The organism is Pseudomonas lini, assembly GCF_001042905.1.
In the GTDB taxonomy this organism is placed as follows: domain Bacteria; phylum Pseudomonadota; class Gammaproteobacteria; order Pseudomonadales; family Pseudomonadaceae; genus Aquipseudomonas; species Aquipseudomonas lini.
On the sequence record NZ_JYLB01000008.1, the window covers coordinates 68,165 to 94,362 of the forward strand.

The window sequence follows — 26,198 nt, forward strand, 5'->3', positions numbered from 1 at the left end:
GGTGACGCATCATGGACAACCCCTTTCAACTCATTACCGATGCCTTTGCACCGGATTATCAAGTCAACCTGAGCATTCAGGGGCTGGACGGCCGCATCATGCTGACCCTCTCCAAAAGTGGCCGCGTGGTGGCCAAACGGATGATCAGCGCCGAACAGCGCAATGACCCCAAGCGCCTCAAACGCCTGGTGCAAAGCATTCAATTCGGCATCGCCATCGAACAGGGCCACAGCGCCGTGGCCATCCTTGAAGCCATGACCGACGGCGATAGTCGCAACCCGCCGCCGCCCTTGGTCAAATCCCGGCCCCGGCCTTCAATGGGGCTTTAAATCTCGCCCTTCTCCACTTCGGGATGCTCACCGGAACCCGCACCGATCTTGCGTTGCGGGTGTTCGATCTTCACCGAAGGAAATTGCGACGAGGCGTAACGCACCACCAGAATCGCAAACGCCAGCAGCAGAATCCCGCCGCACAGGTAGATGATCCCCAAGTCCGGTGGATTGTGGTGCGAGACGTTGGAGATCAGCAGCCGCGTCAGTGCGGTGATCGCCACGTAGATCAGGAAGCGCACCGGCATGTGGTTGGTCTTGAAGTAAATCCCGACCATCGCCCCCAGTTCCAGGTAGATGAACAGCAGCAAGATGTCATCGATCTTGATATGCCCCTGTTCGAGCATTCCGAGGAATTCCATCACCGCCGCCCACGCGGTCACCGCACCGATGGCGAACAGCGCCAGGTAGTGGAAGGTCTCGACGAACAGGTTGCCCAGGGACTCGGCCAGTTGGTGCACGTTCTGCCGCAGGTTCTCGGCCCAGTTGATTTTCACTTTGATTGTTCCTTAGCTCGGTTCGAGCGGATGATGCGGGTTTGACGTGACGGTTGTTCTGCATGCAGAAAAAAGGCCAGATACTGTTGGGTGAGATGATGGCCGCGTGATATGAGACACGTTGGCGGTGGTTGGACGGACGCCATCGCGGGCAAGCCCGCTCCCACAGGGTCCGGCGGTGATCCTTGTGGGAGCAGCTTGCCCGCGAATGGAGCGACTCGGTTCACCTGACAAACGCCGATTACGGTCTACATTAAAAAGCCACTACCCAAAGCGCAGGGATTCGCTTATCCTTTTCGCTGTATATAAATACAGTGGTCGAAACAGACAACTAATGTGAAGGCATGTGAGGTGGTGAATGGCCGTCGAAGTGGTATACCGCAGCAGCCGAGATCTGGAGCGCTTGTTCATGGATAAAGCCGAAGCTGACCGTCATGACAAAATGCTCGAACTGGCCGAATTGCTGGCTGAAGTGTTGCAAAAAGCCGTTCCGTCCCTGACCGAACAGCAAGTGGAAGAAGCCGGGATCTACATGGCGAAGAACCGTGATGTATTCGCCAAGGCATTCAAGAGCCAGCCGGACGCACTGTCCGAACTGCTGAATGCACCCGCCGAAGTCGCTGAGCCTGTTGAAGCAGCTGCACCTGTTGAAGTGACGGACGCTGAGCCGACCAAGCCAGCCAAAGCCGCCAAGACACCAAAGTAAGCAATGCCCGAATTGAATAGGCCCTGAGTCAAATGGCTCAGGGCCTTTTTCATGCCTGCGGGAAACCTGGATCTAGGGTTGTTCCAGCGCCTCGACCAACGCTTTGAAGAACCGCGCCGCCTCGCCGCCGGTGACCACCCGATGATCGAAGGTCAGGGACAACGGCAGGATCGGATGCACCACCACCGCTCCTTCGACCGCCACCGGTTCATCACGGATTGCCCCGGCGGCGAGGATCGCCACTTGCGGCGGCACCACCACCGGGTTGGCATAACGGCCGAACAAGGTGCCGAAGTTCGACAGGGTCAGGGTGGCGCCCATCATTTCCTGGGGCGGGATCGAGCGCGCCTGCACGTCGGCGCGCAGACGCATGACGCCTTCTTTCAAATCCGCCGCCGTGCGCTGACCGACATCGCGCAGCACCGGCACGAACAAGCCGTCCGGCGTATCCACGGCAATGCCCAGATCGAGCCGTTCGTGTTGCTTGAGCGCCAGGGTTTTGCCATCGAAGGCGCTGTTGAGCACCGGTTCTACGGCGCAGGCGGCCGCCATCGCCTTGGCCAGACGAATCAGCGGTTCTCGCGCCTGGCCCCAGCGATGCAGGTCGGCATCACCGAAAATCGTTACCGGCACCACTTCAGCATGGGACCTGGCCATGTTCAGTGCCATGCTGCGTCGCACACCACGCAGCTTCTCGCCGCCGAAGCGTTCGCGCTCCGTCTGGGCCGAATTCTCTACGTCGCTGCGGGTGATCTGGCCGTCTTGACCGGAGCCGACCAAGGCGCTCAGTTCAACACCGAGTTGCCGAGCCAGTTGACGCACCGCCGGCGTGGCACGGTTCGCCAGATGCTCACGAGTCGAAGGCGCAGCGCCGATGAAAAATGCATCCTCCTGATTCGTACCGCCGCCCTCAAGCCGGCCCACCACGGTGCCCGCATCCGCTTCGCCTTCGTAACCGAGCAGAGGTTCGCCAACGTGAAGGATGTCGCCCTCGCCACCAAACGTTTTCGCCACCACGCCGTCGTAAGGCGCGGGAATGTCCACCAGCGCCTTGGCGGTTTCCACCGACACCAGCAGTTGGTCGGCCTTGACGGTATCGCCAACCTTGACGTGCCAGCGAACGATTTCCGCCTCCTGCAAGCCTTCGCCCAGATCCGGCAGTTTGAAATATTTCATCGCAACCTCCTCTGTCAGGCGTGGTGCAGCACGATGTCGCAAGCATGAAGAATGTCTTCGACGCCGGGCATGTACAGCGATTCCAGTCGATACAGCGGCGGCGGGATGTCTGGCGCGGTGACTCGCTGGATCGGTGCGTGCAACTCCAGAAATACCCGTTCGTAAAGGCTCGCGGCGATTTCCGCGCCGACCCCGCAGGAGCGCGGCGCTTCATGCACGATCACGCAGCGACCGGTCTTGCGCACCGAGGCTTCCATCGTGTCGAGGTCCAGCGGTTTGATACTGGCGACATCGATCACTTCCGCCGAGACGCCTTGCTCGGCCAGTTGAGTGGCGGCTTGCAGGGTTTCCATCACGCTGGCGCCCCAACTGATCAAGGTAAGGTCGCTGCCTTCACGCAGGGTGAAACAGCTGTCCAGCGGCAGGCGCTTGCCGTCATCCAGCAGTGGTTGCGGGTTCATTCGATAGAGTCGGGTCGGTTCGAGAAATATCACCGGATCCGGGTCGTCGATGGCCGCGAGCAACAAGCCATAGGCCCGAGCCGGCGAGGACGGTATTACCACCCGCAGCCCCGGGATATGCGCGAACAGGGCTTCGGTGCTTTCGCTGTGGTGCTCCGGCGCGCGAATCCCGGCGCCCATGGGCGTGCGCATCACCATCGGGCAGGTGATCCGCCCGCGCGTGCGGTTGCGCATGCGGCTGGCGTGAGACACCAAGTGCTCCATGGCGGCGTAGATGAAACCCATGAACTGGATTTCCACCACCGGTTTCAGGCCTTGCGCCGCCATGCCCACCACCAGCCCGCCGAGCATGGTTTCGGCCAGCGGCGAGTCGATCACCCGCTTGAAACCAAAGCTGTCGCGCAGGCCCAGCGTGGCGCGGAACACGCCACCGTTCACCCCGACGTCTTCACCGAGGACGATAACGTTTTCGTCTTCACTCATGGCCCGATGCAACGCCAGATTCACCGCTTCCAGCAGCGTGACCTTACCGTTACTCATGGCCCGAACCTCCCGTCCGGCGTGCCACCCGTTCGAGAAACTCTTCGCGCTGTTCGGCCAGGGCTTGTGGCCACTGCGCGTAGACATGATCGATCACCGATTCCGGCGCCTGCAGGCCCGCCGCTTCAAAGCTATCCACAGCCCCCTGCACCAAGCCTTGGCATTCGCTGATCAGTGCCTGTTCGCGACCTTCGTCCCACACGCCCTGCCCGGCCATGAAGCGTTGCAGGCGTTTGATCGGTTCTTCGAGCCAGGCCTGCTTGACCTCGTCCGCCGACCGGTAGCGCGTGGCATCGTCGGCAGTGGTGTGATCGCCGAGGCGATAGCTCAGGCATTCGAGTAACACCGGACCTTTCCCGTGGCGTGCCCGTTCGAGGGCTACTTGTATGCGGTCGTAAACGGCGAGCATGTCATTGCCGTCGACTTGCTCGCCGTGAAACCCGGCGCCAATGGCTTTCTGCGCCAAGGTTGGGGCGCCGCACTGAATGCGTCGCGGCACCGAGATCGCCCATTGGTTGTTGTTGATCACAAACACCACCGGCAACTGCCAGGCGCCAGCAACGTTGAGGGCTTCGAGGAAATCACCTTTGCTGGTTCCGCCGTCGCCGCAAGTAGTGACGGCGACCCGATGCTCGCCACGGATTTTGAAGGCGCTGGCGACGCCGCAGGCATGCAGGGCCTGGGTGGCAATCGGCACGCAGATCGGAAAATCCTCGGCCACCGCCGGGTCGGCAAAGTCGCTGCCACGCTCATCGCCGCCCCAGTACAAAAGGATTTCTTCCATGCGCACACCGCGCATCAATTGCACGGCGGTGTCGCGGTAATACGGGATCAGTACGTCTTCGGTGTGCATCAGGCTGCCGACCGCGACGCCAATGGCTTCCTGGCCCAAGGTCGGCGCATAAGTGCCGATGCGCCCGGTGCGTTGCAGGGCGACAGCTTTCTGATCGAAAAGGCGGGTCAGGACCATCTGCCGATACAGACGAGTCAGCAGATTGAAGTCGTCGGCCCAGGAGGGAAGATTGCCGAGCGGCTGACCATCAGGGGATAAAAAACGGGTGTACGGCAGCTCAACCTTGTGAGGCATCACAGGGCTCCTGGCACGCGTGAGTCGGCGTGCATTTGTCAGGCCCGACGCTTGTGACGCAGGGCTTGAGGAGCAAGTCGGCTGGATAGGCCCTCACTCCTTCATCGGTTCAAACTTTTCATCAGTACAACATCACCGGTACAGCACTTTCTCCGCCAACTCATCCGCCACCCGGGCCGGAGAACGTTTTTCCGCCTGGGCATGGGCAAAGACTTCGGTCAGCCGTGAACTGATTTTCGACAAGTGTGCGGTGATGGTCGTCAACTCCTCCCCGCGGTGTTTGAGCGACACGTAGATCAGCCCGCCAGCATTGATCACATAATCGGGCGCATACAAAATGCCCCGGCGCTCTAGCTGATCGGCGATTTCCAGATGGATCAGTTGGTTGTTTGCCGAACCGGCGACCGCCGCGCAGCGCAGTTGCGCCACACTGTTGCTGTTAAGCACACCGCCCAGGCCGCAGGGCGCGAGTATGTCGCACGGTGTGCTGAGCAGCGCGTCGTTGGCGATGGGATGAGCGCCCAATTGCTCCATGGCCAACTGCACTTTACCGTGATCGATATCGCTGACCAGCAACTCGGCACCGGCCGCGTGTAGCTGTTCGGCCAAGGCATAACCGACGTTGCCCAGGCCTTGAATGGCGATGCGCAAGCCTTCGAGATTATCGCTGCCCAAGCGGGCCATGGCGGTGCTGCGAATGCCGGCAAATACGCCCATGGCGGCGTGCGGTGCCGGGTCGCCCGCAGCGGTGGTGCTGGTGACGAATTGTGTTTGTTGGGCGATGCAATCCATGTCCGCCACCGAGGTGCCGGCGTCGATGGCGGTGATGTAACGACCGTCGAGTTCGTTGATGCAGCGCCCGAAGGCTTCAAATAGCGCGGCGCGGTTTTCCACATGGGCCGGACGAACAATCACCGCAACGCCACCGCCCTGAGCCAGGCCGGCCAGGGCCGCCTTGTAACTCATGCCTTGGGCAAGGCGCACGGCATCCTCGATCGCGGATTCATCGCTGGGGTAAGCAAGGTAACGACACCCGCCCAGGGCGGGCCCCAGACGGCTGTTGTGGATGGCAATCACCGCCTTCAACCCGGTGACCGGATCGACGCTTAGGTGCAGCGATTCAAGGCGAGTGCTTTGCATGAGAGCGAACATCGTAGGGCTCCCGAATCACTTCTTGTAGTCGCCAGTATAGGCTTGCGCACAAAAATTGCAGAAGCGCACCGGAATAAGCGGCGGCGCTTTGAACGCTTTCGGACATAACCTGTTACTACCTATGTGCAGTACTGGACGAAAGCGTGTGACGGGTCTAAAACGAGGCATTGCCCGGAGATTTTGATGACCCCGCGCCAACGTTTTTTCGATTGTCTGCAACGATCACCGCCCGCGCTGTTCGAGGCGGCGCTGTGGATGGCTGTCGAACACGATAAAGAGCTGGATCCCGAGACAGTGCTGGCGGACTTCAAGGACCTGCAACAGCGGGTCAGCTATGGGTTGCCGATGCTGCCGGTGAGTGAATTGGCCCAACCGTTGTTGCGGCGAATGAATGACCTGGGGTTCGCCCAGGACGATTCCACGCCCTTGCGCCCGCAAGTGGCGTTACTCAATAAAGTGCTGGAACGTCGGCGGGGCCAGCCGCTGGTGCTGGGCCTGATTGCGCTGGAACTGGCCAGAAGGCTGGAGATTCCCATGGTCGGGGTTAACTTTCCCGGGCATTTCCTGCTGCGGGTGCAAGGCGCCGATCACCTGCTCGACCCGTGCGGCGGGCGACGGCTGTACCCCAATGATTGCCGCGAACTGCTGCAACGCCAATACGGCCCGAACATGAAGCTGGGCGCCGAGCATTTACTGACTGCCGAGCCGGTGCAGATGCTGCAACGGCTGTCGCGCAACCTGCGCCAGTTGTACCTCACGAATGACGACTACATCGACGCCCTGATCGACGCCGAGCGCGTGCTTGAACTGGGCAACGCCAGCGCCTCCGACTATCTGGCCCGGGCCAGCCTGTATCAACGCCTGGACTGCCCGAATGCCGAGCGCTTTGACCTGGAGCATGCGCTGCTGCTCAGTGACGATCCGATCCAGCGGATTCGCCTGACTGAACGGCTGGGGCACCTACCGCCGAATTCCATCGTCCATTAATCACCGCTCTCTGTAGGAGCCAGGCTTGCCGGCGAACCAGGCGCCTCGGTGCGTCAGGAATACCGCGTTATCGTTCTTCGCGGGCAAGCCTCGCTCCTACAGGGGCAAATCCGGTCTAGCGGATTCGCCCGACCGTGCGGTATTTCTGACGCACCGCGTTATCGTTCTTCGCGAGCAAGCCCGCTCCCACATTGGGTCTATGTGAAGCCATTAAGGGGTATCGGGCTGATTCGCCGGATGGGCCAGGAAGAAGGCTGGGTGTGTCGCCGCCAGCGCCGCCACTCGACGAATTCGTGGGTAGGCGTCCAGTGAAATATTGAAGCGCTCGGCTGCATACAACTGCGGGATCAAATAGACGTCCGCCAGCCCCGGTTGATCGCCAAAGCAGTAACCGGTGTCACCGATCAATTGCTCCACCGCCGCCAGCCCTTGGCTGATCCAGTGACCGATCCACTCCACCACCTGCGGCTCATCGTGCCCCAACTGCCGAAGCTTGTTGAGCACACTGACGTTGTGCAGCGGGTGCACATCGCAACCGATCACCGCCGCCACGCCACGCTCATGAGCGCGGGCAGCGAAGTCTTTGGACAGCAGCGGCACCTGTGGATAACGTTCCTCCAGGTACTCGATGATCGCCGGTGACTGGATCAGCAACTCTCCCTCATCAGTGCGCAAGGCCGGCACCCGACCTTGCGGATTGATACCCAGGTACGTCGGCTGCCGATGTTCGCCACCTTGCGGCGCGATCAGGTTGATTGGCAGCGCCTGGTAATCCAGCCCCTTCAACGCCAGCACGATACGCACCCGGTAAGACGAGGTCGAACGGTAGTAGGTATAGAGTTCCATGACCCGATCCTCTTAGCGTGCTGGCAGCACTTTGCCACGGCATTCACCGAAACCGATGGAAGCAAAACCCTCGCGACTGCAACGCGCGCGCAGAATGATTTCGTCGCCATCCTCAAGGAATTTACGCACCTCGCCCGACGCCAGTTCGATTGGCTTTTTACCGCCCTCGGTGATTTCCAGCAGGCTGCCGAACTGACCGTTTTCAGGACCGGACAGCGTGCCCGAGCCGAACAGATCACCGGCCTGCAACTGGCAGCCGTTGACGCTGTGGTGCGCAACCAGTTGTGCAACGGTCCAGTACATGTGTTGGGTGTTGCTGAGGGTCAGGCGATGGGCTGGCAGATTTTGCTCGCGCATCGATTCAGTCAGCAGCAGCACTTCGAGTTCGATGTCGAAGGCACCGCCGGCCTGATCACGTTTGTCGAACAGATACGGCAGCGGCTGCGGATCGCCTTCCGGGCGCGCAGGCTGCGCACGACGGAACGGCTCCAGCGCTTCGGCCGCGACCACCCACGGCGAAATGCTGGTGATGAAACTCTTGGACAGGAACGGACCCAGCGGCTGGTATTCCCAGGCCTGGATGTCCCGCGCCGACCAGTCGTTGAGCAGGCAGAAACCGGCGATGTGATCGGCGGCATCACCGATGGCGATGGAGTCGCCCATCGCGTTGCCCTGGCCGATCCAGATGCCCAGTTCCAGTTCGTAGTCCAGACGTGCGCACGGGCCAAACGTCGGCTCGCTCTGGCCGGCCGGCAGGGTCTGGCCTTTCGGACGACGCACGTCAGTGCCGGACGGGCGAATGGTCGATGCACGACCGTGGTAACCAATCGGCACGTACTTGTAGTTCGGCAGCAACGGGTTGTCCGGGCGGAACAGTTTGCCGACATTCTGCGCGTGCTCGATGCCGACGTAGAAGTCGGTGTAGTCGTTGATCTTCGCCGGCAGGTGCATTTCGCAATCCGCCGCCAGCGGCAGCAGTTTTGCACCTTGGGCCTCGATCTTGCCGTGCAGGGTGCTGCCTTCGGCAAACAGTTCCAGCAGACGTTCGCGCAAAGAGACACGAGCCTCGCGGCCCAATTCGAAGAACGCATTCAACTGACCGCCACGGGTGACTTCGACTGCTCTCTTCGTAATGCCATCGAACAGGCCGGCATCCAGTGCCGCTTCCAGATCAAAGATATGGTCGCCGATCGCCACGCCACTGCGCGGCGCGGAGCCCTTCACGCTGAACACGCCTAACGGCAGGTTTTGCAGCGGAAAATCCGCGTGGCCGTTGGCGGAGGCAACCCAGCTACGAGTGATGGAAGTCTGAGTCATGGGTTATCTCCGGGTCGGGTCGAAAGTGGCGGGCAACGTAGCCCAGCAAGCGTCGTAATTGTTTTGCAGTTGCGGGCAATCCAGGGCGAATCGGCTCGGGCGCAACACTTGGCTGGTCTCGAACATGAAGGCCATGGTGTTATCGATTTTAGCCGGCGCCAATTCAGCGTTGATCGCCTTGGTGCAGGTCTCGCCGTCGGGGCCGTGGGCGCTCATGCAGCTGTGCAACGACGCACCGCCAGGCACAAAACCTTCGGCCTTGGCATCGTATTCGCCCTGGATCAGGCCCATGAATTCGTTCATCAGGTTGCGGTGGAACCACGGTGGACGGAACGTCTTCTCGGCCACCATCCAGCGTGGCGGGAAGATCACGAAGTCGAGGTTGGCCAAACCATGCACGCTGGTCGGCGAGGTCAGTACAGTGAAAATCGACGGATCCGGATGATCGAAACTGACCGTGCCGATGGTGTTGAAACGGCGCAGGTCATATTTGTACGGCACGTTGTTGCCGTGCCAGGCGACCACGTTCAGCGGCGAATGATCAAGCTCACAACCCCACAACTGGCCGAGGAATTTCTGTACCAGGGTGGTCGGTTGTTTGAGGTTTTCGAAATGGGCCACCGGCGTCAGGAAGTCGCGAGGGTTAGCCAGACCGTTGCTGCCGATCGGCCCCAGATCCGGTAGGCGCAGCGGGGCGCCATGGTTTTCCGCGATGTAGCCGCGGGCTTGCGGGTCGAGCAGTTCGACGCGGAATTTCAGCCCGCGAGGCAGAACGGCGATTTCCAGCGGTTCCAGCTCCAACACACCCAGTTCGGTGGCGATGCGCAAACGGCCAAGTTCCGGCACCAGCAGCAGTTCGCCGTCGGCGTTGAAGAACACGCGTTCCATGGAACGGTTGGCGCGGTAGTTATAGATACTGATCCCGGACGGTTTTTCCGCGCCCGAGTTGGCGGCCATGCTCACCAGCCCGTCGATGAAATCGGTCGGTTCGGTCGGAATGTCCAACGGATTCCAGCGCAGGCGATTGGGGGTTACTTCACCCAATGGGCCGCCGGCCAATTGCCGATCCAATTTGACGAATGCCGGATGGTTGGCCGACGGCTGAATGCGGTACATCCAAGTCCGTCGTGCTTCGCTGCGAGCCATGGTAAAGGCCGTACCGGAGAACAGTTCGGTGTACAGGCCGTAAGGGGCTTTTTGCGGGGAGTTCTGGCCGACGGGCAGTGCGCCCGGCAACGCTTCGCTGCTGAATTCGTTGCCGAAGCCTGACTGGTAAGCCAGCGCTGGCGCCGTTGAATCGAGGTTCATGGAGCCTCCTGAACGGGGAGTAGGCAATGGCCTGTCACTCTGCTGAAGAGGTCTTGGCACGCCTGGGTTATTTTTATCGTAATTCGATTACGCATAACGTAATTTGATTGGTATTGACCGTCAAGCTATAAAGACGCCCATTCGTCCCGGGATCACACCGCCTCCATGACCAGCGAAAGCAACGGTAAACAGAAAGTCCGCTCGGCCGAGGTCGGCACCGACATCCTCAAGGCGCTTGCCGAGCTGTCGCCATCCACCTCTCTGTCGCGCCTGGCCGAACACGTGCAGATGCCGGCGAGCAAGGTTCACCGCTATTTGCAGGCGCTGATCGCCAGCGGTTTTGCCGAGCAGAACCCCGCCACCAACCACTATGGCCTCGGCCGTGAAGCGCTTCGGGTCGGCCTGGCTGCTTTGAACAGTATGGACGTGCTGAAAGTCGCCGCCCTGCCCCTGGCCGAGTTGCGTGACGATCTGAATGAGACCTGCTTTATAGCGGTGTGGGGCAATCAGGGCGCGACGGTGGTGCACATCGAACCGGCGGTGCGCGCGGTGACAGTGGTCACGCAATTGGGCTCGGTTTTACCGTTGCTCAGCTCGTCGACAGGGCTGGTGTTCAGTGCCTATTTGCCCCACCGAGAAACCGATGAGTTACGTGATCTCGAAGTTCGCGCCGTCGACGTTCATCCGTTGGCCGATGAGCAGGCTTACACCACATTGTGCGAACAGATCCGTGAACGCGGCTTGCACCACGTTCACGGCTTGCTGATGCCCGGCGTGGATGCGTTGTCGGCGCCGGTGTTCAATGCGGTCGGACAGGTAGCGGCGGTGCTAACCATCGTCGGCCCGACCTCGTTGTTCCATGCCGATGAAAACGGCCCGGCGGCGCAGCGTTTGCTGGCGGCGACCCGGGCCGTGAGTTGGCGGATGGGGTATCAAACTGAAGACTTCAACCGCTGAGCGGGATCCGGAAGTAATGGCCAGCCTTGACTGTTACACAAGGGTGGTTTTGCTGACTGAGCTGTCAGGATCGGCCAGGATCTCTTGGATCGCCTCGAGCGCCCGCTCCTCCAAGCCTGGTTGGCCTGTGGCCGCGCAGTACAGTTTTTCGACTTCTCGCGCATCGCCCAGCAAGTCAATGAGATTTTTCTGCACCTGACTGGCTCCCGCTCCACCTATCCCGGCCTTGCCCAGCGACGCCAGTTCAATCAACGCTTCCTTGAAATGCCCCATGGCTTTTGCCCGGTCACCCTCGGAGTAGGCCACGCCCCCCTGCACCAAATTCTGGGTTAGCAACGCGGCACTTAATGCAATACCTACAGGCGGAAAGACGATGCTGATCACGCTAACTGCTGTCACGACAGCGTCGTACACCAGGCCGGCAATGATTTCGTCGAGGCTTTGGGTGGCCTCATCGACATCAGAAATGATCTTGTATACCACGTCGTTGTAGCAGTCGTTCAGATCGGTGACGCGACTGTTACGCACCAGCACTGGCGCTTCTGTGAAGTTGGCCAACTGCTCAAGATCCGTCAGATAGGTACCAACCTGCGGCTGGTACTTCACGAACGCCCGATCATACAGGTAGTCACCAATGCCCCGGGTTTTCACGGCGGGTACAAAATCCTTGAAGGGACGCAGTTCGCAGCCATCCGGTGCATTCGGGGTATACAGATATTCTTCGACTTTCCCGGCCACAAGCAGCCTGAACACGAATACCCCCACCACCAGACGATCCCGGAGAAAGAGCTTGAACAAGGCACTGTGGCGCACATCACCAGGCGCTTCACCGACGGGACTGGCCGGCTGCATCGAACCGAACGCCACGATAACCTTCTCGATCTCGATGACATGCTGTAGTGGTACGCGCCCCGTGAAAGCCGCTTGCATGAGTGACACGGTCATCTGGCGACGCATTCCGCCTATGCAAATCCCTCGCATTAACAGTCCTTCGGGATTGGAGCGGTTGAGATATACCGAACGCAACATATCGATGTACTTCTCACCGGGGCGCAACGTTTTCGACCAACTGGAAATATCGCGGATATCAAGCGTTCTGATATCCGGATGGTCTGTCGCCCACGTGAAGCGTGGGTAAAGAGGCTGGCCGACGCCGCTGGCTTCAAAATGCACTTCACGAACAATCAGTTCAGTCAGTGTCATCTGTTGTTCCTGACTGATTTGCACATAAATCCGGTCAGGGTTGACCGCTAAACTTTCACCTCGTTGCAGTAATACTTGTTCGACCCGTTGCTTGATAAGGTCGAAGCAAAACCGCTCGTAGGAAATGAACCCGCCCTGGCGCACCTCAAGGGTTTTCAGAGCCTTGAGTTCGCAATTGAGTCGCGTGAAGCGCTGACGCTGTTCATCGGAGGCATTACGATAACCATAGGGTGTCAGACTTTCTTCTTGCGCCACCAGCCATGCCCGATGATTGAAAACAATACTCTTCAGCACTTCCTCTCCTTGATAGAAAGAAGGTGCCAATCTGGAGCCGCGCCAATTGCTGGGTCGTGGCGGAATTGTTTTCAGGTAACCGCCAATCTCTTCCCGTTCCAGCGCGTGGGTCTGCCATACCAGATAATCACGACCTTGTTCCGTCGCCGTCCAGGCGCTGAGAGATAGATCCAGCACCCTGAAGGTTGCAAAGCGGTGCCACTCCTGCCCCCCGGGCGCTCCCGGCGCGTACAAAAACCAATCGTGCGAATAGCTATCAAGAGGGCCGACGACGACCACATCGCAAAGTGGACGGGTGTCTTCACGCAACTGCAAGGGCGCCAGCGTCAGACTCATATCTCCGGCTACTGCACGTCGAATCAGTTGCAGGTTGGCGTCGTCGAGGTGTCCCTGGAGCTTCGCGGCAAATGCACTCAGTAAAAGCCGGTCACGAGTGACATTGTTCATGGCTGCCAGCACACCTGCTTGCTGGTAGACACTCCGAATTTTATTCCCAAAAGCTGCGCGCACGTCAGTGGTAAACACCTCTTCCAGCCATTGCTGGTTTAGGCCCGATGGCAAAAGTCCGTCGCTCTTGAAAGTGATCTGGCTACGCTGACCATTTTCATGCAGCCCGTGCAGCAGCAAGTCGGTCAGAGATCGCTTGTCCTCCTGAACATAGATTCGACCAGCTTGCTCGAACACATAACGGCAGTGGGTCGTGATGTTGTCGGGGTCAGCGGTTGCGCCAAACTCCATTAGCAGCGCCTGACTCATCAGATTCCGGGCATAAGCTTGTACACTGGTGAAGTGCCCGAGTTGTTTTTCCAGATCGTTACGGCTGCCGATCAACTGTTGTTCCAGTTCGCCGTAATGCAATTGATCGGCGGCGCCCACGTACTTAAACCATTGCGGACGGCTGTCGCTTACCGCGGAGTAAATTGTATTCATGATATTAATTTCTGTCCTTTAGATAGTCTGAAAACCAACTTTACCGTTGGCTTCTTTAAAACTACCCCAGAACAAACTAACAACAAACCGCCTATCCAATACCAAATATGCGCAGCCCATACCGCATGTAACGACACCCTCACAAAACTCAAAACTCAATACAGCCTCAACAGCCATAAAATCAACTGCACAACCCAAGTAACTTTGCCTTTGCCACGGCTTGCGTCCTGCGCTCCACTCCTAACTTTCCGTGAATACGCCGGGCATGGGTTTTAACAGTATGCAAAGAAATGAACAGGGCATCTGCAATCTGTTGATTGGAATGACCGAGTGCTATTAACTCCAGTACTTGTCGTTCACGCTGGCTCAATGCACCTGTTTCACCTGAACGCAGGATAAGTTCGTCTGGCAAAACAGAAGACCGGGCTTCAAACAATGCACCCTGACGCTGTCTCAACTCTCTCAACACCTGTTGTCCCTGGTATCGCTCCACACTGCAAACGCCCTCTTGCAACATACCGATGGATTGTTCCGTACGGCCGGCGAGCCACAATGCTTCGGCTACCGCCAGTTGCAACTCAGTGGCGAGCGCCCACATACCGCGCGCCTGTGCGTGTGTCATCAAAAACTCAAGCTGTGCCGTGGCATCAGACATCTGCGGCGCTAACCGGACTCGGGCGAGGATCAGCAGGTATTCGATCCGTGGAATCAACTCCAGAGTGGCCGGCGGCGCCTGTCGTGCCCGGGGCCCGCGATAGTGTTTGAGTACCCGGCTCAACGCCTCGCGCGCCAGCTCGGGACGTCCCTGTTGCAACCAGAAATGACTACTGACCTGCAACAGCACTCCTCGGTAGACCGTGTCCGGAATCTGCCGCTGCTGCATCAAGCGCTCGGCATCGCGCAAGCGAACAAAGGCCTGGGCGTAATCGCCTTGATTGGCCGCCAATTGCGCCTGACCGAGAAAACCGTAGAGCACACGTTTGTCGTGGCTGCGCAGACAATCGTCGAGACCGTGCTGAAAGAACTCGGTGGCCCGTTCCTCCTGCCCCATGCATAACGCCAGTCGTCCACGTCGCAGGGCGATGCGCCCGAGCAGAGGCGTGGGCCGATCCCCTTGCTGGCAGAGCAGTTCGTGCACGTTGAGCAACAGGCTCTCGGCGCGGGCCGGAGCCCCCCGCTGCTCCAGCAATTGCGCATGATCAAGTTCCATCAAGCCCTCGAACACCAACGAACCTCGCGCCCGCGCCAGGCACAGTGCCTCGCGGTTATGGGCTTGCGCCACGTCGAGTTCGCCTCTTAGCAATGCCTGTTGCGTCAGACCGGACAAACACATCAGGCGCGCCGTCCAGCATTCGGGATCGAGCGCGCTCAACGCTTCAAGGAAGTGCGCGCGCGAAGTCTCCATTCGTCCCTGTAAATGCAGCAACCAACCCTGCAGAGCCTGCCAGCGTGCAATCAATTGACGCTGAAGCAGCGCCGAGGGTTGAGGCGTGAAGTACGCCAAATGAGCAATGCAGGCATTCGCCTGTTCGAAACGTCCGGCGAATAACAGCGCAGCTGTTATCAATCCGACCAACTGCGGGCTGCCCAGCGTCAGTTCCTCGCCTTGCTGCTCATGCAAACGCAACAACAGCACCACCGTCTGCTCCTCGAACAAATGCTCGAAACTGAAGTGCTGCAGCAGGCTGACCGCCACTTCGTATTCCTCGGCGAGCAATGCCTGCTCGAAGGCCGATTTCCAGTCCTGTTCGGCACAGAACCACTGACAGGCACGCCGATGCCAGGAGCGTCCCGACGGCCATTGCTCATCGCGCAACAACTGGCTGAACGGGGTAAAAATCTGTAGCCAGTCGGTGGAGTCTTGCCAAGGCTCGATAAAACAGCCCAGCGCTTGCAAGGTACGCAAGTACTGCGCGCCCTCCCCGGCGCCGAACAGGTGATCGCACAGCCGGGCATTGAAGCGGGGCAAGTGGGCCAGCACCCGCCAGGCCTCACTTAACTCAGGCGTCAGCGAACTGAACAACTCATGTTCCAGGTAATCGAGCAAGGTGTCCGCCCGTCCCAGGGGTTTGTCCTGACGCGACCAGTCGCACTTCTGCAGCAATGCAATCCGCACACCGGCACACCAACCACCCGTGCGCAGGATGATCCGACTGGCCACCTTGCTGGCTTGCTCCGGTACCCAGGGCTGCAATATCTGCTCGACTTCGCCCGAGGTAAAGGCCAGCGAAGTGCTCTCGCATTCGTACAACTCATCATCAAGCAGCAACCTTGGCCAATTGCAGGGCGGCCGGCGGCGGGCGCCCAGCCACCAGGTCAGTATCGGGCTGCTGATCGCCAGCATGCGATCCAGTAGCAGATCCAGCTCCGGGTTTGGCAGCCGGCAGTAGTCATCGAGAAACAGCCAGGTCGGCGTCTGCAATCGCGCCAGACAGCTCAGCAACCCGGCTTCATCCGATGAGGCCAACCCCAGGGTCTCTGCCAGACGATGACGAAAATCCGCCGCACTCCACGCTTCGCCGGACAATGGCAACCAATGCACTCTGCACTGGGCGGGTGCCTGCAACAGGCATTCGGCGAGCAGCGCACTCTTGCCACTGCCGGCGGGTGCGCAGAGTAATTTCACCCGGGCCGTCGAAGCCAATAACGGCTCGCTCAAACGGGCCCGCGACAGGTGATGAGAGGACAGACGGGGCAGGAATCCAGAACGGTCCAGACACGGAGTCATGGCGGTCATTGCGGCGTGCCTTTTTATAATTGTCCGGCCACCCTAGCCCTCTATAACCCGCTTGTTGAGAAGTATTCAGGACGCTGATCGGCGCCCATAAAAAAGGCGACCCGCAGGTCGCCTCTGGTGATGCCTGTGTATCAAAACCCTTACCGAACGCCCTCGGCGCGCAGGGCCGACGGGGTGTAGTCCGCAGACTTGGCGTTGAAGCCGAATTCGAAGCTGTGCTTCTCTTCGTTCTTCATTCCCAGGGCAATGTATCGGCCGGCAATGATGTCGTAGAGCGCCTCCAGGGTGTAGGCCGGAGTCTGGTGATCGTAGTAATACTGGGCGTGACCTTCGGCCACTCGCCACAGTTGGCCGCGACCGTCGTAGTGATCCGCCAGCGCCACTTGCCAGCTGTCTTCGTCGAGGTACATATGGCGCTTGGCGTAGATGTGCCGCTCGCTCGACTTGACCGTGCCGACCACTTCCCAGACCCGGTGCAGCTCATAACGGGTCAGGTCCTGGTTGATGTGCCCGGCCTTCACCACGTCATCGTACTTGAGGCTCGGCGAGTCGAGTTTGTAGCTGTTGTAGGGAATGTACATTTCCTTTTTGCCGATCAGTTTCCAGTCGTAGCGATCCGGCGCGCCGGAGAACATGTCGAAGTTATCCGACGTGCGCAGACCATCGGCGGCGGTGCCCGGCCCGTCGTAGGCCACTTGAGGTGCGCGTCGCACTCGACGTTGACCGGCGTTGTAGATCCACGCCAGACGCGGCTCTTTTACCTGGTCGAGGGTTTCATGCACCAACAATACGTTACCCGCCAAGCGCGCCGGCGCGGTCACCGATTGCTTGAAGAAGGTCAGTACGTTGGCGCCTTTTTCCGGATCCAGATCCTTCATCAATTGCGGTACGGCGATCTCTTCCTCGAAGCGGATCGGCGTGTAGCTGCCGTTGGTCTGTGGGGTCACTTGGGTGATGATGCGTCGCAGGTTGCCGCCGTGATAACGGGTGATGTGGTTCCACAGGACCTCGACGCCGGTCTTCGGAATCGGGAATGCGTAGTAGCGATTGCCGGTGAAATTGGCCAGGCCGTTACCGTCGTTGATGCTGTTCACATTCAGCGCGCTGCGCTTGGCCGACTCGTAGATTTCCGGCGGCAGGCCCACGGTGCGATGGGTCGGGTAAACCGGGATCTTGTAGGTTTCCGGGTAGCGCTTGAACATCGCCACCTGGCCATCCGAAAGCTTGTCCTTGTACTTATCAACGGTTGCAGCAGTGATGGTGAACAACGGTTTTTCGCTGGCGAACGGGTCAGCCAGGAAGCCTTTGCTGTCCACCGCTCCGGCGTTTTTCGGGATGCCACCGGTCCAGGCCGGGATCGAGCCGTCGGCGTTGCCGGCCTTCTCGGCGCCCAGTGGCGTGAGTGTGGTGCCGAGCTTGTTGGCTTCTTCCGGCGAGACCGCCGCCATCACGTTGGCGGCCAGCAGGCTCAGGGCCACGGCGCCGCATTGCAGAATCATCTTGCGCATTAACATCATCCTTCTCAGCCAGATCAGAAGTTCACACCGAAGCTCAGCGCCAGGAAGTCACGGTCTTCCAGGACGTTGTAGTCACCGCCGAAGAAGTCGGTGTAACTGAGGCTCGCGGTATAGGTGTTGCGGTAATCGGCATCGACACCGACGCTGACCGCTTTGGCGCCTTCGTTGAACAGCCCGTTGGGACCGTAGCCGGCGACGTCATGGGACCAGGACAGGTTGGGTTTGAGGTTGATCCCGCCAATCACGTTGGCGTAATCGAGGATCGCCCGGGCGCGGTAGCCCCAGGAGGTGGAGGTGACGAAGCCATCGGTATCGCCACCGAAACCGTACTGGCCGTAGACCGAATCACGGCCATAACGCAGCTTGCTCCGCGACTCCAGACCACCAACCCGTACCACCGCTGCTTCACCGACCAGAGTCAGCCGTTGGGCACCCAGCACTTGGTCGAAGAAATGCGTCAGGGTGCTTTGGACCTGGGTCACTTCCTTGCGGCGGTAACCCGTGTTGTCGGCACCTGGCCGGGTCGCGACAGGCGATGCGGCGCCGCCGGCGATCGGGTTAAGCAGTGCCAGGGTCAAGTCGTTGGTGTTGACCTGTACTGGAGCGTTGGGCCGGTAGCTGATTTCGCCAGTCCAGGCAGTGCCGGTGGGCAACGTGGTGGAGAAGCTCGCACCGTACAGACGAATGTCTTCCGGGTATTCGAGGTAATACTGACCGCGCCCGAGCATCACGCTTTGGGCCAGGCCCGAGCCACTGCCCGGTGCCAGACGGTTGGCGGCGCTGATCATGCCCGGCAGCCTGGCCAGTGTCGACAGCCCGGCGGTGGTGGTGCCGACGGTTGGTGTGCGACTGTGGTAATTCATGAAGTAGAGGCCGTATTCGGTGTCGTCACCGAGCCAGCGCAAGGCAGTGCCCCACTGCCCGGAATCCCGGGCATCGCGGTCGCCGCCACGGGGCACGATCACGCCCTCACGGGAGACCTGGATAGGTTGGCCAAAGGCTGCCGCCAACGGCGCCAGCGGCGCAATCGCCGGGTTGCCGACGGTGTAACCGGTGTTGCAGCCGTCCGCCGCCACGTCGACGCCAAAGAAGGTGCCGCAGTTGTCGAGAACGGTCTGATCCCACTCCAGTTGGTAGAAGCCTTCCACGGTGAGCTGATCGGTCAGGCCCTGGGAGGCGAACAGCATGTTCACCGGAATCAGGCCTTCCTTGATCTCGGCGCCAGGACGACGGAACGCGGAAACGTCGACCGGGTTGATGCTGTTGATCGAGTTGCCGATGAAGGTGCTTTCACCCCAACTGACCACCTGCTTGCCGGCGCGCACGGTGCCCGGCAGATCGGCGATGGAATAGTTGTGATAGACGAACGCATCGAGGATCTGCGCGCCCGAAGATTTGGCGCCTTCCTTGCGACCGCTGTCGCTGATCTGCTTGAACTCGCGATCTTCATCCTTCAGCTCGAAGTCGTACCAGTACTTGCCACGGACAAACACACCCGTGTCGCCGTACTTCAACTCGAGGTCGTGGATACCTTTGAAGATCTTGGAGAAGGTCTCGCCTTTCTTGAAGTTCAGCCGTCCGTCATCACCGGTCGAAGACTGGCCGGTACCGCCGTTGACGGTGCCCACCAGTGACTTGTCGGCATCGCGCATGCCCCAGCTCGCGCCGACGGACAGCGAGGAGTCGAACTGCCCCTCGATTTCGCCGATGTTGAATGAAACAGCCTGCGCCTGGGCACAGCAGCCCAAGGCCACCGCAACGGCCAGCGCTTGCGGTTTGAAGATGGCGCGCATTGTTGTTTTTGTCATGCGTCTTCCCCGGTGAGTGACAGAAGGCCCCACCCTACTGCCGCACGCCGGGAGCGATAAGCGCACCAAGGAGGTATTCGCGCTGTACCTCTAAAGGATGAATGCCCGCATCGGACGGGGGTTTGCGCGGGGTATGGATGGGCTGGATGGAGGGTTATCAGCGCAGCGCATGGTCGTGGGTTGAATCGGGCATGTGGCAGCTGCCGAAGGCTGCTACAGGGTTCAGCCAAAGACTGTTGCTCAGACTGCAACAGTGCATGTCTGGAATCGCTATTTTTCCTTTGCACTCAAGCCCTTATTCTTGTCGGGCTTTCACGGCAAACGGCCTGAAAGCATGAACCGACGGGGATGATAGACCTACCCCGTTGGCGACAGAATCCAGATGATTTGAAGCGTATTTTTTCGACTCATCGCCCGTGTTCACTGACGTTGATTTATTGCTCCTTGATCCACGTCTTGCTTTGGCCGCTGCGTTTGCAGCGGCCTTTTTTATGGGTGATCGGTTTGTCTGGCGATCAGGCTTCATACAAGTGTTCCTACAAGATGCTTCGCTGTAGCAGGTAAGAAACATCCTCCTCAAGATAAAGACATTTCTAATTATTTATTCAGCCAAGGAAACTTCTCTCGATTACGCGAGTAGTTCCCTACGCACTTCTCGGACCCATGCCTTCCAATTCCACTGTAACGTAAAGCAATAACTTATCCATCCATGGACGAGCACTCTCTACTGCAACAAGTCGGAGCATCTTCCGAAACCTATATCCATTGATCACTTAGAAACCCTGAACAGCAAATTCAAAGGATTGAATATGCAGAAACCACCATTGATTCTTGATGCAACACATATTACTGCAAAAGCCCCAGATAACTGGGACCCCTTTAAGGACACCACGCAGGGCTATTCATTTAGCGGTATGTTCGGGCCGGCAGGGGCCAACCATAAAACCCGCGAAATAATGTACAACACTCAGATCGCCCTTGAACAAGAGTTCGGCGCAAAGTCCACATTATTACCACAATCAATTGAGACCGAACTGGCCGCAACACGGCTGGAAGGCCCAACGCATCCTCTACCGCCGGCGGCGGCATTGGTTCGCGGCTATCCAGCTTCTCAATCAGCAACAGGTCAACGTGCTCAACTGGCTGGCTGTTGTACAAGCCGAAGATCAGGCGCGAATCGCAGCGGAGCAGGAAGCCCGACGGATCGCCGCCGAGTTGGCACGGATCAACGAGCAAGCTGAGACCCTTGCTCGAGAGCAGGCACGTCTTGCGGTGCTGGCTGAGGCCCAACGACTGGCTACTGAACAAGCACTCATTGTCGCCGAAGCCGCCGCGCGACAAGTGGCTGCCGAACAAGCACAGCTTGCAGCACTGGCCGAGGCTCAACGCCAGGCAGAATTGCTTCGTGTTGAAGCTAAACGGCAGGAGCACGAGAAACAGCAGGCGGCTTTAGCAGCCCTGCGTGGATATCCCGCTCTGGGAGCGACAGCCTCTTCCAGCCCGGTATTTTCCTTCGCCTCGACCGCCGTCATCCTCGCGCCCGAAACATCGGCCGCGATACTCAGCACGCTGCGTTCAGCATTGCAGGTGGTAACTGCGGCAGGCGCCGCGACACTGGGTTCTGTACTGATCGGTTTCGCCGCTCTGCTGACACCTTCGCGCCTGGGAAACGGCGAACGCTTTACGATGAGCGTACCGCTCGCGGAACTGACGTCAGAAAGCCCACAGTCACTGCGAGTGATCGCGGACCGACAAGGAACACTGGATCTACCAGTCGGGATTGGCTACAGACCCATCGGCTCACGCGCAGAGGTGTTTGTCGTCACGACCGACGGGTTCGACATTCGCTCTAGCGTGCCGGTGTTGCACGCCACTTACGACTTACTCAACGATGTCTATGAGACAGTCCTCCCCGACTCACCAACCGACTTCCTGACCTGGACCCCCGCCATCACGCCGGGGAACAGTTCAACCGAACAACCGATTGTTCAAACTGAAACTCCTGCATACACCGGCGCCCCGATTATTCCGATTGAAGGGCGACTGGACCTGAATCCAATCCTGGTGCAGGGCTGGGACAGGTTCATCATTGTGTTTCCCGATGATTCAGGAATTGCGCCGCTTTATGTCGTGTTTAGCAGTCCTTACGCGGGGGCGAATGTTAAAGGTAAATACAGCGGGCGTTTGTTTAACCCAGAGCAGGCCGGAGGTCCAATACTTGATCTGGATTGGCGCACAGCGGTCATCACTCAAGCTGGAATTGATGCGGTGAAATTACATATCACACGTCTCGACCAATCGGACGCCAACGACATAATGGTTCGACGCCTAGAAAAAATTCTGAGCCAACACGGGAAAATAACTGACACAGATTTACGCTACTACACTCATGAGATACGAGAACTAGAGCGTTACAGGGCGTTCGGCTATAGCGACACCGCATCTCCTTCCGACGAGTCTCAAATATGGAACGATGCACATACGGCTACTCTTGAGGACTACAAGCTAGGAAGCGAATTGACAATTTTGTATAGCGAAGAAGCAATCAGCGCAATGAATGCACAAGACCAAAGAGAGTACGAAAAAGACATGAGGAGTTTCGAACAATGAGCCCTATCGAACAAATCATCAAAAACGAATCGGTAGAAGATGTCGTTTCGTATTTCGCGCTTTTCAGGTCTGCCCAAGCGGTCGACAGAATGTATGGGCGACACCGCCAAGAGATAATTTTAAATGGTGAACTGGTAAAAACTTACAACTCGCTCTTCAGCGATGGCGTACTGGCAAGCGATGAAAATGGAAAAACCGTAAAGGGACCGAACTGGAAAACCCCTCAGTTTATTACCGAAAATAAATATTCTTAACAAGCAATTCGGCCACCAAGGTTCAGCTTGGTGGCCTGCTCCACTTAAACCGAATACCTCTGCAAATTCCCCATCATTTCCTTCAACGCCTCAATATTATCCTTCGGGTGCGCCGCCCCCTCAAAATCACAAATCTGCTCCCAATGCGCCGCCACATCTTCCGGCGAAAACCCCACCCGCGGATCGAACCCGGCGCCCAGGCTGCGCTCCCAGCGCACCTTGCCCATCCAGCCGCCACCCACTTCGAATAACCCCGAAGTTTCCTGGCAATGCTCACTGGCCAGGTACACCACCAGCGGGCTGACCAGTTCCGGTTTGAGTTGTTCGAACACTTGTGGCGGGATCAGGCCTTCGGTCATGCGGGTGCCGCCGGTCGGGGCGATGGCGTTGACCAGGATATTGTTCTTGCGGCCTTCGATAGCCAGCGTGCGGGTCAGGCCATAGAGGCCGAGTTTGGCCATGCCGTAGTTGGACTGACCGAAGTTGCCGTAGATGCCCGAAGTCGACGCGGTGAAGATCACGCGGCCGTAGCTTTGCTCACGCATGTGCGGCCAAGCGGCACGGGTGACCTTGTAGGCGCCCTCGACGTGGACGCGGTAAACCAGGTCCCAGTCGCTGTCGTCCATTTTGTGAAAGGTCTTGTCCCGCAGGATGCCGGCGTTGTTCACCACGACATCGACACGGCCGAATGTGTCGAGTGCATGCTGGACGATTTTGTCACCGTCGGTGACGGAATCGTGGTTGGCCTCGGCGGTGCCGCCCGCTTCGCGAATTTCCGCCACCACGCGGTCCGCTGCTGAAGCATTGGCGCCGTCACCTTGAGCCGAGCCGCCAAGATCATTGACCAGCACTTTGGCGCCCTGCTTTGCGAACAGCAGCGCGTGCGCCCGGCCCAGACCGCCGCCCGCACCAGTGACGATCACGACTTTATCTTCGAAGCGCACAGACTCATTCATGGGGAATTCCAGCAGGCCAGGGGACAATGAGTCCCAGTGTCAGGCACAAGGCGGCTGGTCACAATAAACTCGGAGGAAGCTGAATGGTGCGCAATAAGGCAGCGGGATAATCAGGAGCAGGCCACCTTGCGCGGTGGTGAAACCAGCCGGTCGCGAAATTCCAGATAGTGCTTGAGCACCTGCGCCGGCGCTTCGATCTGCGGGTAATGGCCGATCTCAGGCAGCAGGACGGTGTCCGGGGCGGGGATAAGTTGCCGATAGCGCGCCACCATGTGCCCGCCGGAAACCGGATCGACCTCGCCATCGATGACCCGCAACGGCACCTCTCCCCGCTGCATGGCGCTGACCCAACGTTCACGCTGGACTCGGCGCTGCGGGATATAACTGATCAATTTGTGCATGATCCGTTGCCCGTGATTACTGTCGACCAGGCTCCAGAAATCATCCAGTTCACTTTCCGTGGGCCGGGTCTGCGGACCGAAGATCTGCTGGAAACTCTTTACCAGCGCATCACGGGAAAAAGCTCGCCCGATCATCCAGCCGAAGGGGCTGAGCAGGAGTTTTTGCATCAACACCGGGCGATGGGTTTCGGGAAACAGCCCGCCATTGAGGAAGACGCAACTGGCAATATCAGCGCGCGTTTCATAGTGCCGGGCCAACAACTCCTGAGCCACGCTGTCGCCATAATCATGTGCCAACACGTGAACGGGTTGCTCAACGTTCAGATGCGCCAACAAGGCCTGTTGCAGATCAGCCTGTTCCAGCAGGCTGTAGTCATGATTCACCGGTTTGGCCGAGTCGCCGAAGCCGAGCATGTCGCAGGCAATCACCCGATAGCGCTGCGCCAGCGGCTGCCACAGGTAATGCCAGTCCCAACTGGCCGTCGGAAATCCATGGATCAGCAACAGCGGTTCGCCCTGCCCCGCGGCCCAATAGCGGATGGTCTGACCGCGAAATACGAACGTCTGGCTGCGCTTGCGCCAGACACACAGAGGAATCTCGGCGAGGGCCATTTAGAGTTTATAACCCGGGTCTTGTTTATCGAGTTTGCGCAGCAGCGCCGGCCAGGCCAGTGCGCCGCCCATCCCTTGAGCACTTTTGGTGACACCGGCGATCATCGCCTTGGCGCCCGCCAGAATCTGCGGCTCGATGGCGATCAGCTCCGCGCCACCGTTCTGTGCCAGCACCTGAATCTCGCAGGCGCGCTGAAAGGTAAACATCATCAGGAACGTGTCGGCGATGGTGCCGCCACAGGTCAGCAGACCGTGGTTGTGCAGCATCAGGAAATTGTTTTCGCCAAGGTCGGCTTGCAGTCGCGCCTTCTCCTCATGGTTCAGCGCAACACCTTCATAGGCGTGATAAGCCAGGCTGGAAAGGACGAACAAGGACTGCTGACTGATCGGCAAGATCCCCTGCTTCTGCGCCGATACCGCCACCCCCGCCGCGGTGTGGGTGTGCAGCACACATGCAACGTCATGACGGACTTCATGCACGGCGCTGTGGATGGTGTAACCCGCCGGGTTGATCTCGTAAGGGCTGTCCATCAACTTGTTGCCGGCCTGATCGACCTTGACCAGGCTCGACGCAGTCATTTCATGGAACATCAGGCCGAATGGGTTGATCAGGAAGTCTTCAGTGCCCGGCACCTTGGCGGAAATATGCGTGAAAATCAGGTCGTCCCAGCCGTGCAAGGCGACCAAACGATAACAGGCAGCCAGATCGACGCGGGTCTGCCATTCGGCGGCACTGACTTTGTCTTTGATGCTGTGTGGCGATTGAACGGGGGCTACGCTCACGGCAAGAATTCCCTTTTTTATTTTTCTGGGTTTTTATTGTTTTTTGCTGCGTTACAGCAGTCTAGTCAGCCCCCGGGCTTCGTGTAGTTGCATTGGCAGCCAGCTTGATGGCCGAGCGAGTCAGTGCACGGGTGAGTCTGGATCCATGTCAAAGCGCTGCCGCCAATAAAGGCTAAGCCACGCAAACCTGTGGGAGCGAGCCTGCTCGCTCCCACAAGTCAGCCACGCAAAACGCTGACCAGTTCCGCCAGCCAAGGCTCGGCGTCGGTTTCCGGCGTCACGGTTTCACTGGCGTCCAGGCGCAGCATCGGCAGGATTTCACGCACGCCCAGTTCGCCGAACAATTCACGCATTTGCTCACCGCCACCGCAGAACGTATCGCCATAACTCGAGTCGCCCAATCCGAGCACAGCACCCGGCAAACCACGCCAGGCGGCGGGCAATTGATCGCGAATCGCCGAATACAGCGGCTGCAGATTGTCCGGCAACTCGCCCATGCCGGTGGTTGAGGTCACCGCCAGAAACGCTTCGGGACCAAACGCCTGAACATCGGCGAGTGTCGCGCGGGGGTTGTGCCAGGTTTCAAAACCGGCGGCGTTCAAAATGCTTGCTGCGTGACGGGCGACTTCTTCAGCCGTGCCGTACACCGAGCCGGAAAGGATGGCGACTTTCATCAATCTGATCCTGAATCTAAATAAAAGTAGGAGATATTAACAGCACCGCCCTCATT

The 26,198-nt window shown here is 58.9% G+C and carries 21 protein-coding genes and 1 pseudogene; 6 read left to right on the plus strand and 16 right to left on the minus strand.

The features are described from left to right. Positions 1-11 precede the first annotated feature (11 nt). A complete protein-coding gene (locus TU81_RS22320; protein ID WP_048396534.1) occupies positions 12-329 on the plus strand; it encodes a DUF3509 domain-containing protein in 318 nt (105 codons plus the stop codon). Here the strand turns inward: TU81_RS22320 and TU81_RS22325 are convergent. Next, entirely contained in the window at positions 326-826 is a 501-nt protein-coding gene (locus TU81_RS22325) for a phosphate-starvation-inducible protein PsiE (protein ID WP_007903272.1), read from the minus strand. The genes TU81_RS22320 and TU81_RS22325 overlap by 4 nt on opposite strands. Positions 827-1,184: 358 nt before the next feature. Between TU81_RS22325 and TU81_RS22330 the strand changes: the two are divergent. Then, a pseudogene (locus TU81_RS22330) lies at positions 1,185-1,439 on the plus strand (YebG family protein); the annotation flags it as partial. A 165-nt stretch (positions 1,440-1,604) separates the two neighbouring features. Here TU81_RS22330 and TU81_RS22335 read toward each other — a convergent pair. The 4 genes from TU81_RS22335 to TU81_RS22350 form a co-directional block, all read right to left on the minus strand. Beyond that, complete coding sequence (locus TU81_RS22335) at positions 1,605-2,708, minus strand: dihydrolipoamide acetyltransferase family protein (protein WP_038979018.1); 1,104 nt, start codon at positions 2,706-2,708, stop codon at positions 1,605-1,607. 14 nt (positions 2,709-2,722) lie between these two features. Then, positions 2,723-3,709, minus strand: a complete 987-nt coding sequence (locus TU81_RS22340) for an alpha-ketoacid dehydrogenase subunit beta (RefSeq protein WP_048396535.1) — start codon at positions 3,707-3,709, stop codon at positions 2,723-2,725. Further along, the gene (gene pdhA, locus TU81_RS22345; protein WP_048396536.1) at positions 3,702-4,796 is read right to left on the minus strand and encodes a pyruvate dehydrogenase (acetyl-transferring) E1 component subunit alpha; all 1,095 of its coding nucleotides are present in this window, start codon (positions 4,794-4,796) and stop codon (positions 3,702-3,704) included. The genes TU81_RS22340 and pdhA overlap by 8 nt, the downstream gene beginning before the upstream one ends. Positions 4,797-4,928: 132 nt before the next feature. After that, positions 4,929-5,948 (minus strand): Glu/Leu/Phe/Val dehydrogenase family protein, encoded by a 1,020-nt coding sequence (locus TU81_RS22350; protein WP_048396537.1) that lies wholly within the window; start codon positions 5,946-5,948, stop codon positions 4,929-4,931. A 183-nt stretch (positions 5,949-6,131) separates the two neighbouring features. Between TU81_RS22350 and TU81_RS22355 the strand changes: the two genes are divergently transcribed. Continuing rightward, a complete protein-coding gene (locus tag TU81_RS22355) occupies positions 6,132-6,935 on the plus strand; it encodes a SirB1 family protein (protein WP_048396538.1) in 804 nt (267 codons plus the stop codon). A gap of 210 nt (positions 6,936-7,145) precedes the next feature. Here the strand turns inward: TU81_RS22355 and maiA are convergent, their stop codons facing one another. The 3 genes from maiA to hmgA are packed head-to-tail and all read right to left on the minus strand — an operon-like array spanning position 7,146 to position 10,406. Next, positions 7,146-7,781, minus strand: coding sequence for a maleylacetoacetate isomerase (maiA, locus tag TU81_RS22360; protein WP_048396539.1), 636 nt, complete (start codon positions 7,779-7,781; stop codon positions 7,146-7,148). 12 nt (positions 7,782-7,793) lie between these two features. Next, positions 7,794-9,098: a fumarylacetoacetase gene (fahA, locus tag TU81_RS22365; protein WP_048396540.1), complete on the minus strand. Its 1,305-nt coding sequence runs from the start codon at positions 9,096-9,098 to the stop codon at positions 7,794-7,796. Positions 9,099-9,101: 3 nt separating this feature from the next. Further along, the gene (hmgA, locus tag TU81_RS22370) at positions 9,102-10,406 is read right to left on the minus strand and encodes a homogentisate 1,2-dioxygenase (protein ID WP_048396541.1); all 1,305 of its coding nucleotides are present in this window, start codon (positions 10,404-10,406) and stop codon (positions 9,102-9,104) included. A 165-nt stretch (positions 10,407-10,571) separates the two neighbouring features. Here hmgA and TU81_RS22375 point away from each other — a divergent pair, with 165 nt between their 5' ends. After that, positions 10,572-11,363 (plus strand): IclR family transcriptional regulator, encoded by a 792-nt coding sequence (locus TU81_RS22375; protein WP_048396542.1) that lies wholly within the window; start codon positions 10,572-10,574, stop codon positions 11,361-11,363. Between the two features lie 33 nt (positions 11,364-11,396). Here TU81_RS22375 and TU81_RS22380 read toward each other — a convergent pair whose 3' ends face one another. From TU81_RS22380 to TU81_RS22395, 4 genes are all read right to left on the minus strand, one after another. Beyond that, positions 11,397-13,790: a dermonecrotic toxin domain-containing protein gene (locus TU81_RS22380; protein WP_048396543.1), complete on the minus strand. Its 2,394-nt coding sequence runs from the start codon at positions 13,788-13,790 to the stop codon at positions 11,397-11,399. 181 nt (positions 13,791-13,971) lie between these two features. Next, positions 13,972-16,527, minus strand: a complete 2,556-nt coding sequence (locus tag TU81_RS22385; protein WP_048396544.1) for a LuxR C-terminal-related transcriptional regulator — start codon at positions 16,525-16,527, stop codon at positions 13,972-13,974. Between the two features lie 140 nt (positions 16,528-16,667). After that, entirely contained in the window at positions 16,668-18,035 is a 1,368-nt protein-coding gene (locus tag TU81_RS22390; RefSeq protein WP_048396545.1) for a DUF1329 domain-containing protein, read from the minus strand. Positions 18,036-18,058: 23 nt separating this feature from the next. Further along, positions 18,059-19,852, minus strand: a complete 1,794-nt coding sequence (locus TU81_RS22395; protein ID WP_038979006.1) for a DUF1302 domain-containing protein — start codon at positions 19,850-19,852, stop codon at positions 18,059-18,061. Between the two features lie 978 nt (positions 19,853-20,830). Here TU81_RS22395 and TU81_RS22400 point away from each other — a divergent pair. Both TU81_RS22400 and TU81_RS22405 read left to right on the plus strand, forming a co-directional pair. Next, complete coding sequence (locus TU81_RS22400; protein WP_231983805.1) at positions 20,831-22,462, plus strand: S-type pyocin domain-containing protein; 1,632 nt, start codon at positions 20,831-20,833, stop codon at positions 22,460-22,462. Beyond that, positions 22,459-22,716, plus strand: coding sequence for a hypothetical protein (locus TU81_RS22405; RefSeq protein WP_038979005.1), 258 nt, complete (start codon positions 22,459-22,461; stop codon positions 22,714-22,716). The genes TU81_RS22400 and TU81_RS22405 overlap by 4 nt, the downstream gene beginning before the upstream one ends. Positions 22,717-22,760: 44 nt before the next feature. Here TU81_RS22405 and TU81_RS22410 read toward each other — a convergent pair whose 3' ends face one another. The 4 genes from TU81_RS22410 to TU81_RS22425 all read right to left on the minus strand — a co-directional run bounded on the left by TU81_RS22410 (position 22,761) and on the right by TU81_RS22425 (position 26,142). Next, a complete protein-coding gene (locus TU81_RS22410; protein ID WP_038979004.1) occupies positions 22,761-23,672 on the minus strand; it encodes an SDR family oxidoreductase in 912 nt (303 codons plus the stop codon). A 110-nt stretch (positions 23,673-23,782) separates the two neighbouring features. Then, positions 23,783-24,685: an alpha/beta fold hydrolase gene (locus tag TU81_RS22415; RefSeq protein ID WP_038979003.1), complete on the minus strand. Its 903-nt coding sequence runs from the start codon at positions 24,683-24,685 to the stop codon at positions 23,783-23,785. After that, entirely contained in the window at positions 24,686-25,468 is a 783-nt protein-coding gene (locus TU81_RS22420) for a class II aldolase/adducin family protein (protein ID WP_038979002.1), read from the minus strand. 218 nt (positions 25,469-25,686) lie between these two features. Then, positions 25,687-26,142, minus strand: a complete 456-nt coding sequence (locus TU81_RS22425; RefSeq protein ID WP_038979001.1) for a flavodoxin — start codon at positions 26,140-26,142, stop codon at positions 25,687-25,689. Between the last annotated feature and the right edge of the window lie 56 nt (positions 26,143-26,198).

Coding starts and splice junctions, on each gene's coding strand:
- TU81_RS22405 (WP_038979005.1), top strand. CDS start 22,459: ATGAGCCCTATCGAACAAATCATCAAAAACGAATCGGTAGAAGATGTC.
- TU81_RS22380 (WP_048396543.1), bottom strand. CDS start 13,790: ATGAATACAATTTACTCCGCGGTAAGCGACAGCCGTCCGCAATGGTTT.
- fahA (WP_048396540.1), bottom strand. CDS start 9,098: ATGACTCAGACTTCCATCACTCGTAGCTGGGTTGCCTCCGCCAACGGC.
- TU81_RS22415 (WP_038979003.1), bottom strand. CDS start 24,685: ATGGCCCTCGCCGAGATTCCTCTGTGTGTCTGGCGCAAGCGCAGCCAG.
- TU81_RS22335 (WP_038979018.1), bottom strand. CDS start 2,708: ATGAAATATTTCAAACTGCCGGATCTGGGCGAAGGCTTGCAGGAGGCG.
- TU81_RS22375 (WP_048396542.1), top strand. CDS start 10,572: ATGACCAGCGAAAGCAACGGTAAACAGAAAGTCCGCTCGGCCGAGGTC.
- TU81_RS22350 (WP_048396537.1), bottom strand. CDS start 5,948: ATGTTCGCTCTCATGCAAAGCACTCGCCTTGAATCGCTGCACCTAAGC.
- TU81_RS22340 (WP_048396535.1), bottom strand. CDS start 3,709: ATGAGTAACGGTAAGGTCACGCTGCTGGAAGCGGTGAATCTGGCGTTG.
- pdhA (WP_048396536.1), bottom strand. CDS start 4,796: ATGCCTCACAAGGTTGAGCTGCCGTACACCCGTTTTTTATCCCCTGAT.
- TU81_RS22390 (WP_048396545.1), bottom strand. CDS start 18,035: ATGCGCAAGATGATTCTGCAATGCGGCGCCGTGGCCCTGAGCCTGCTG.
- TU81_RS22355 (WP_048396538.1), top strand. CDS start 6,132: ATGACCCCGCGCCAACGTTTTTTCGATTGTCTGCAACGATCACCGCCC.
- hmgA (WP_048396541.1), bottom strand. CDS start 10,406: ATGAACCTCGATTCAACGGCGCCAGCGCTGGCTTACCAGTCAGGCTTC.
- TU81_RS22395 (WP_038979006.1), bottom strand. CDS start 19,852: ATGACAAAAACAACAATGCGCGCCATCTTCAAACCGCAAGCGCTGGCC.
- TU81_RS22425 (WP_038979001.1), bottom strand. CDS start 26,142: ATGAAAGTCGCCATCCTTTCCGGCTCGGTGTACGGCACGGCTGAAGAA.
- TU81_RS22320 (WP_048396534.1), top strand. CDS start 12: ATGGACAACCCCTTTCAACTCATTACCGATGCCTTTGCACCGGATTAT.
- TU81_RS22385 (WP_048396544.1), bottom strand. CDS start 16,527: ATGACCGCCATGACTCCGTGTCTGGACCGTTCTGGATTCCTGCCCCGT.
- TU81_RS22410 (WP_038979004.1), bottom strand. CDS start 23,672: ATGAATGAGTCTGTGCGCTTCGAAGATAAAGTCGTGATCGTCACTGGT.
- maiA (WP_048396539.1), bottom strand. CDS start 7,781: ATGGAACTCTATACCTACTACCGTTCGACCTCGTCTTACCGGGTGCGT.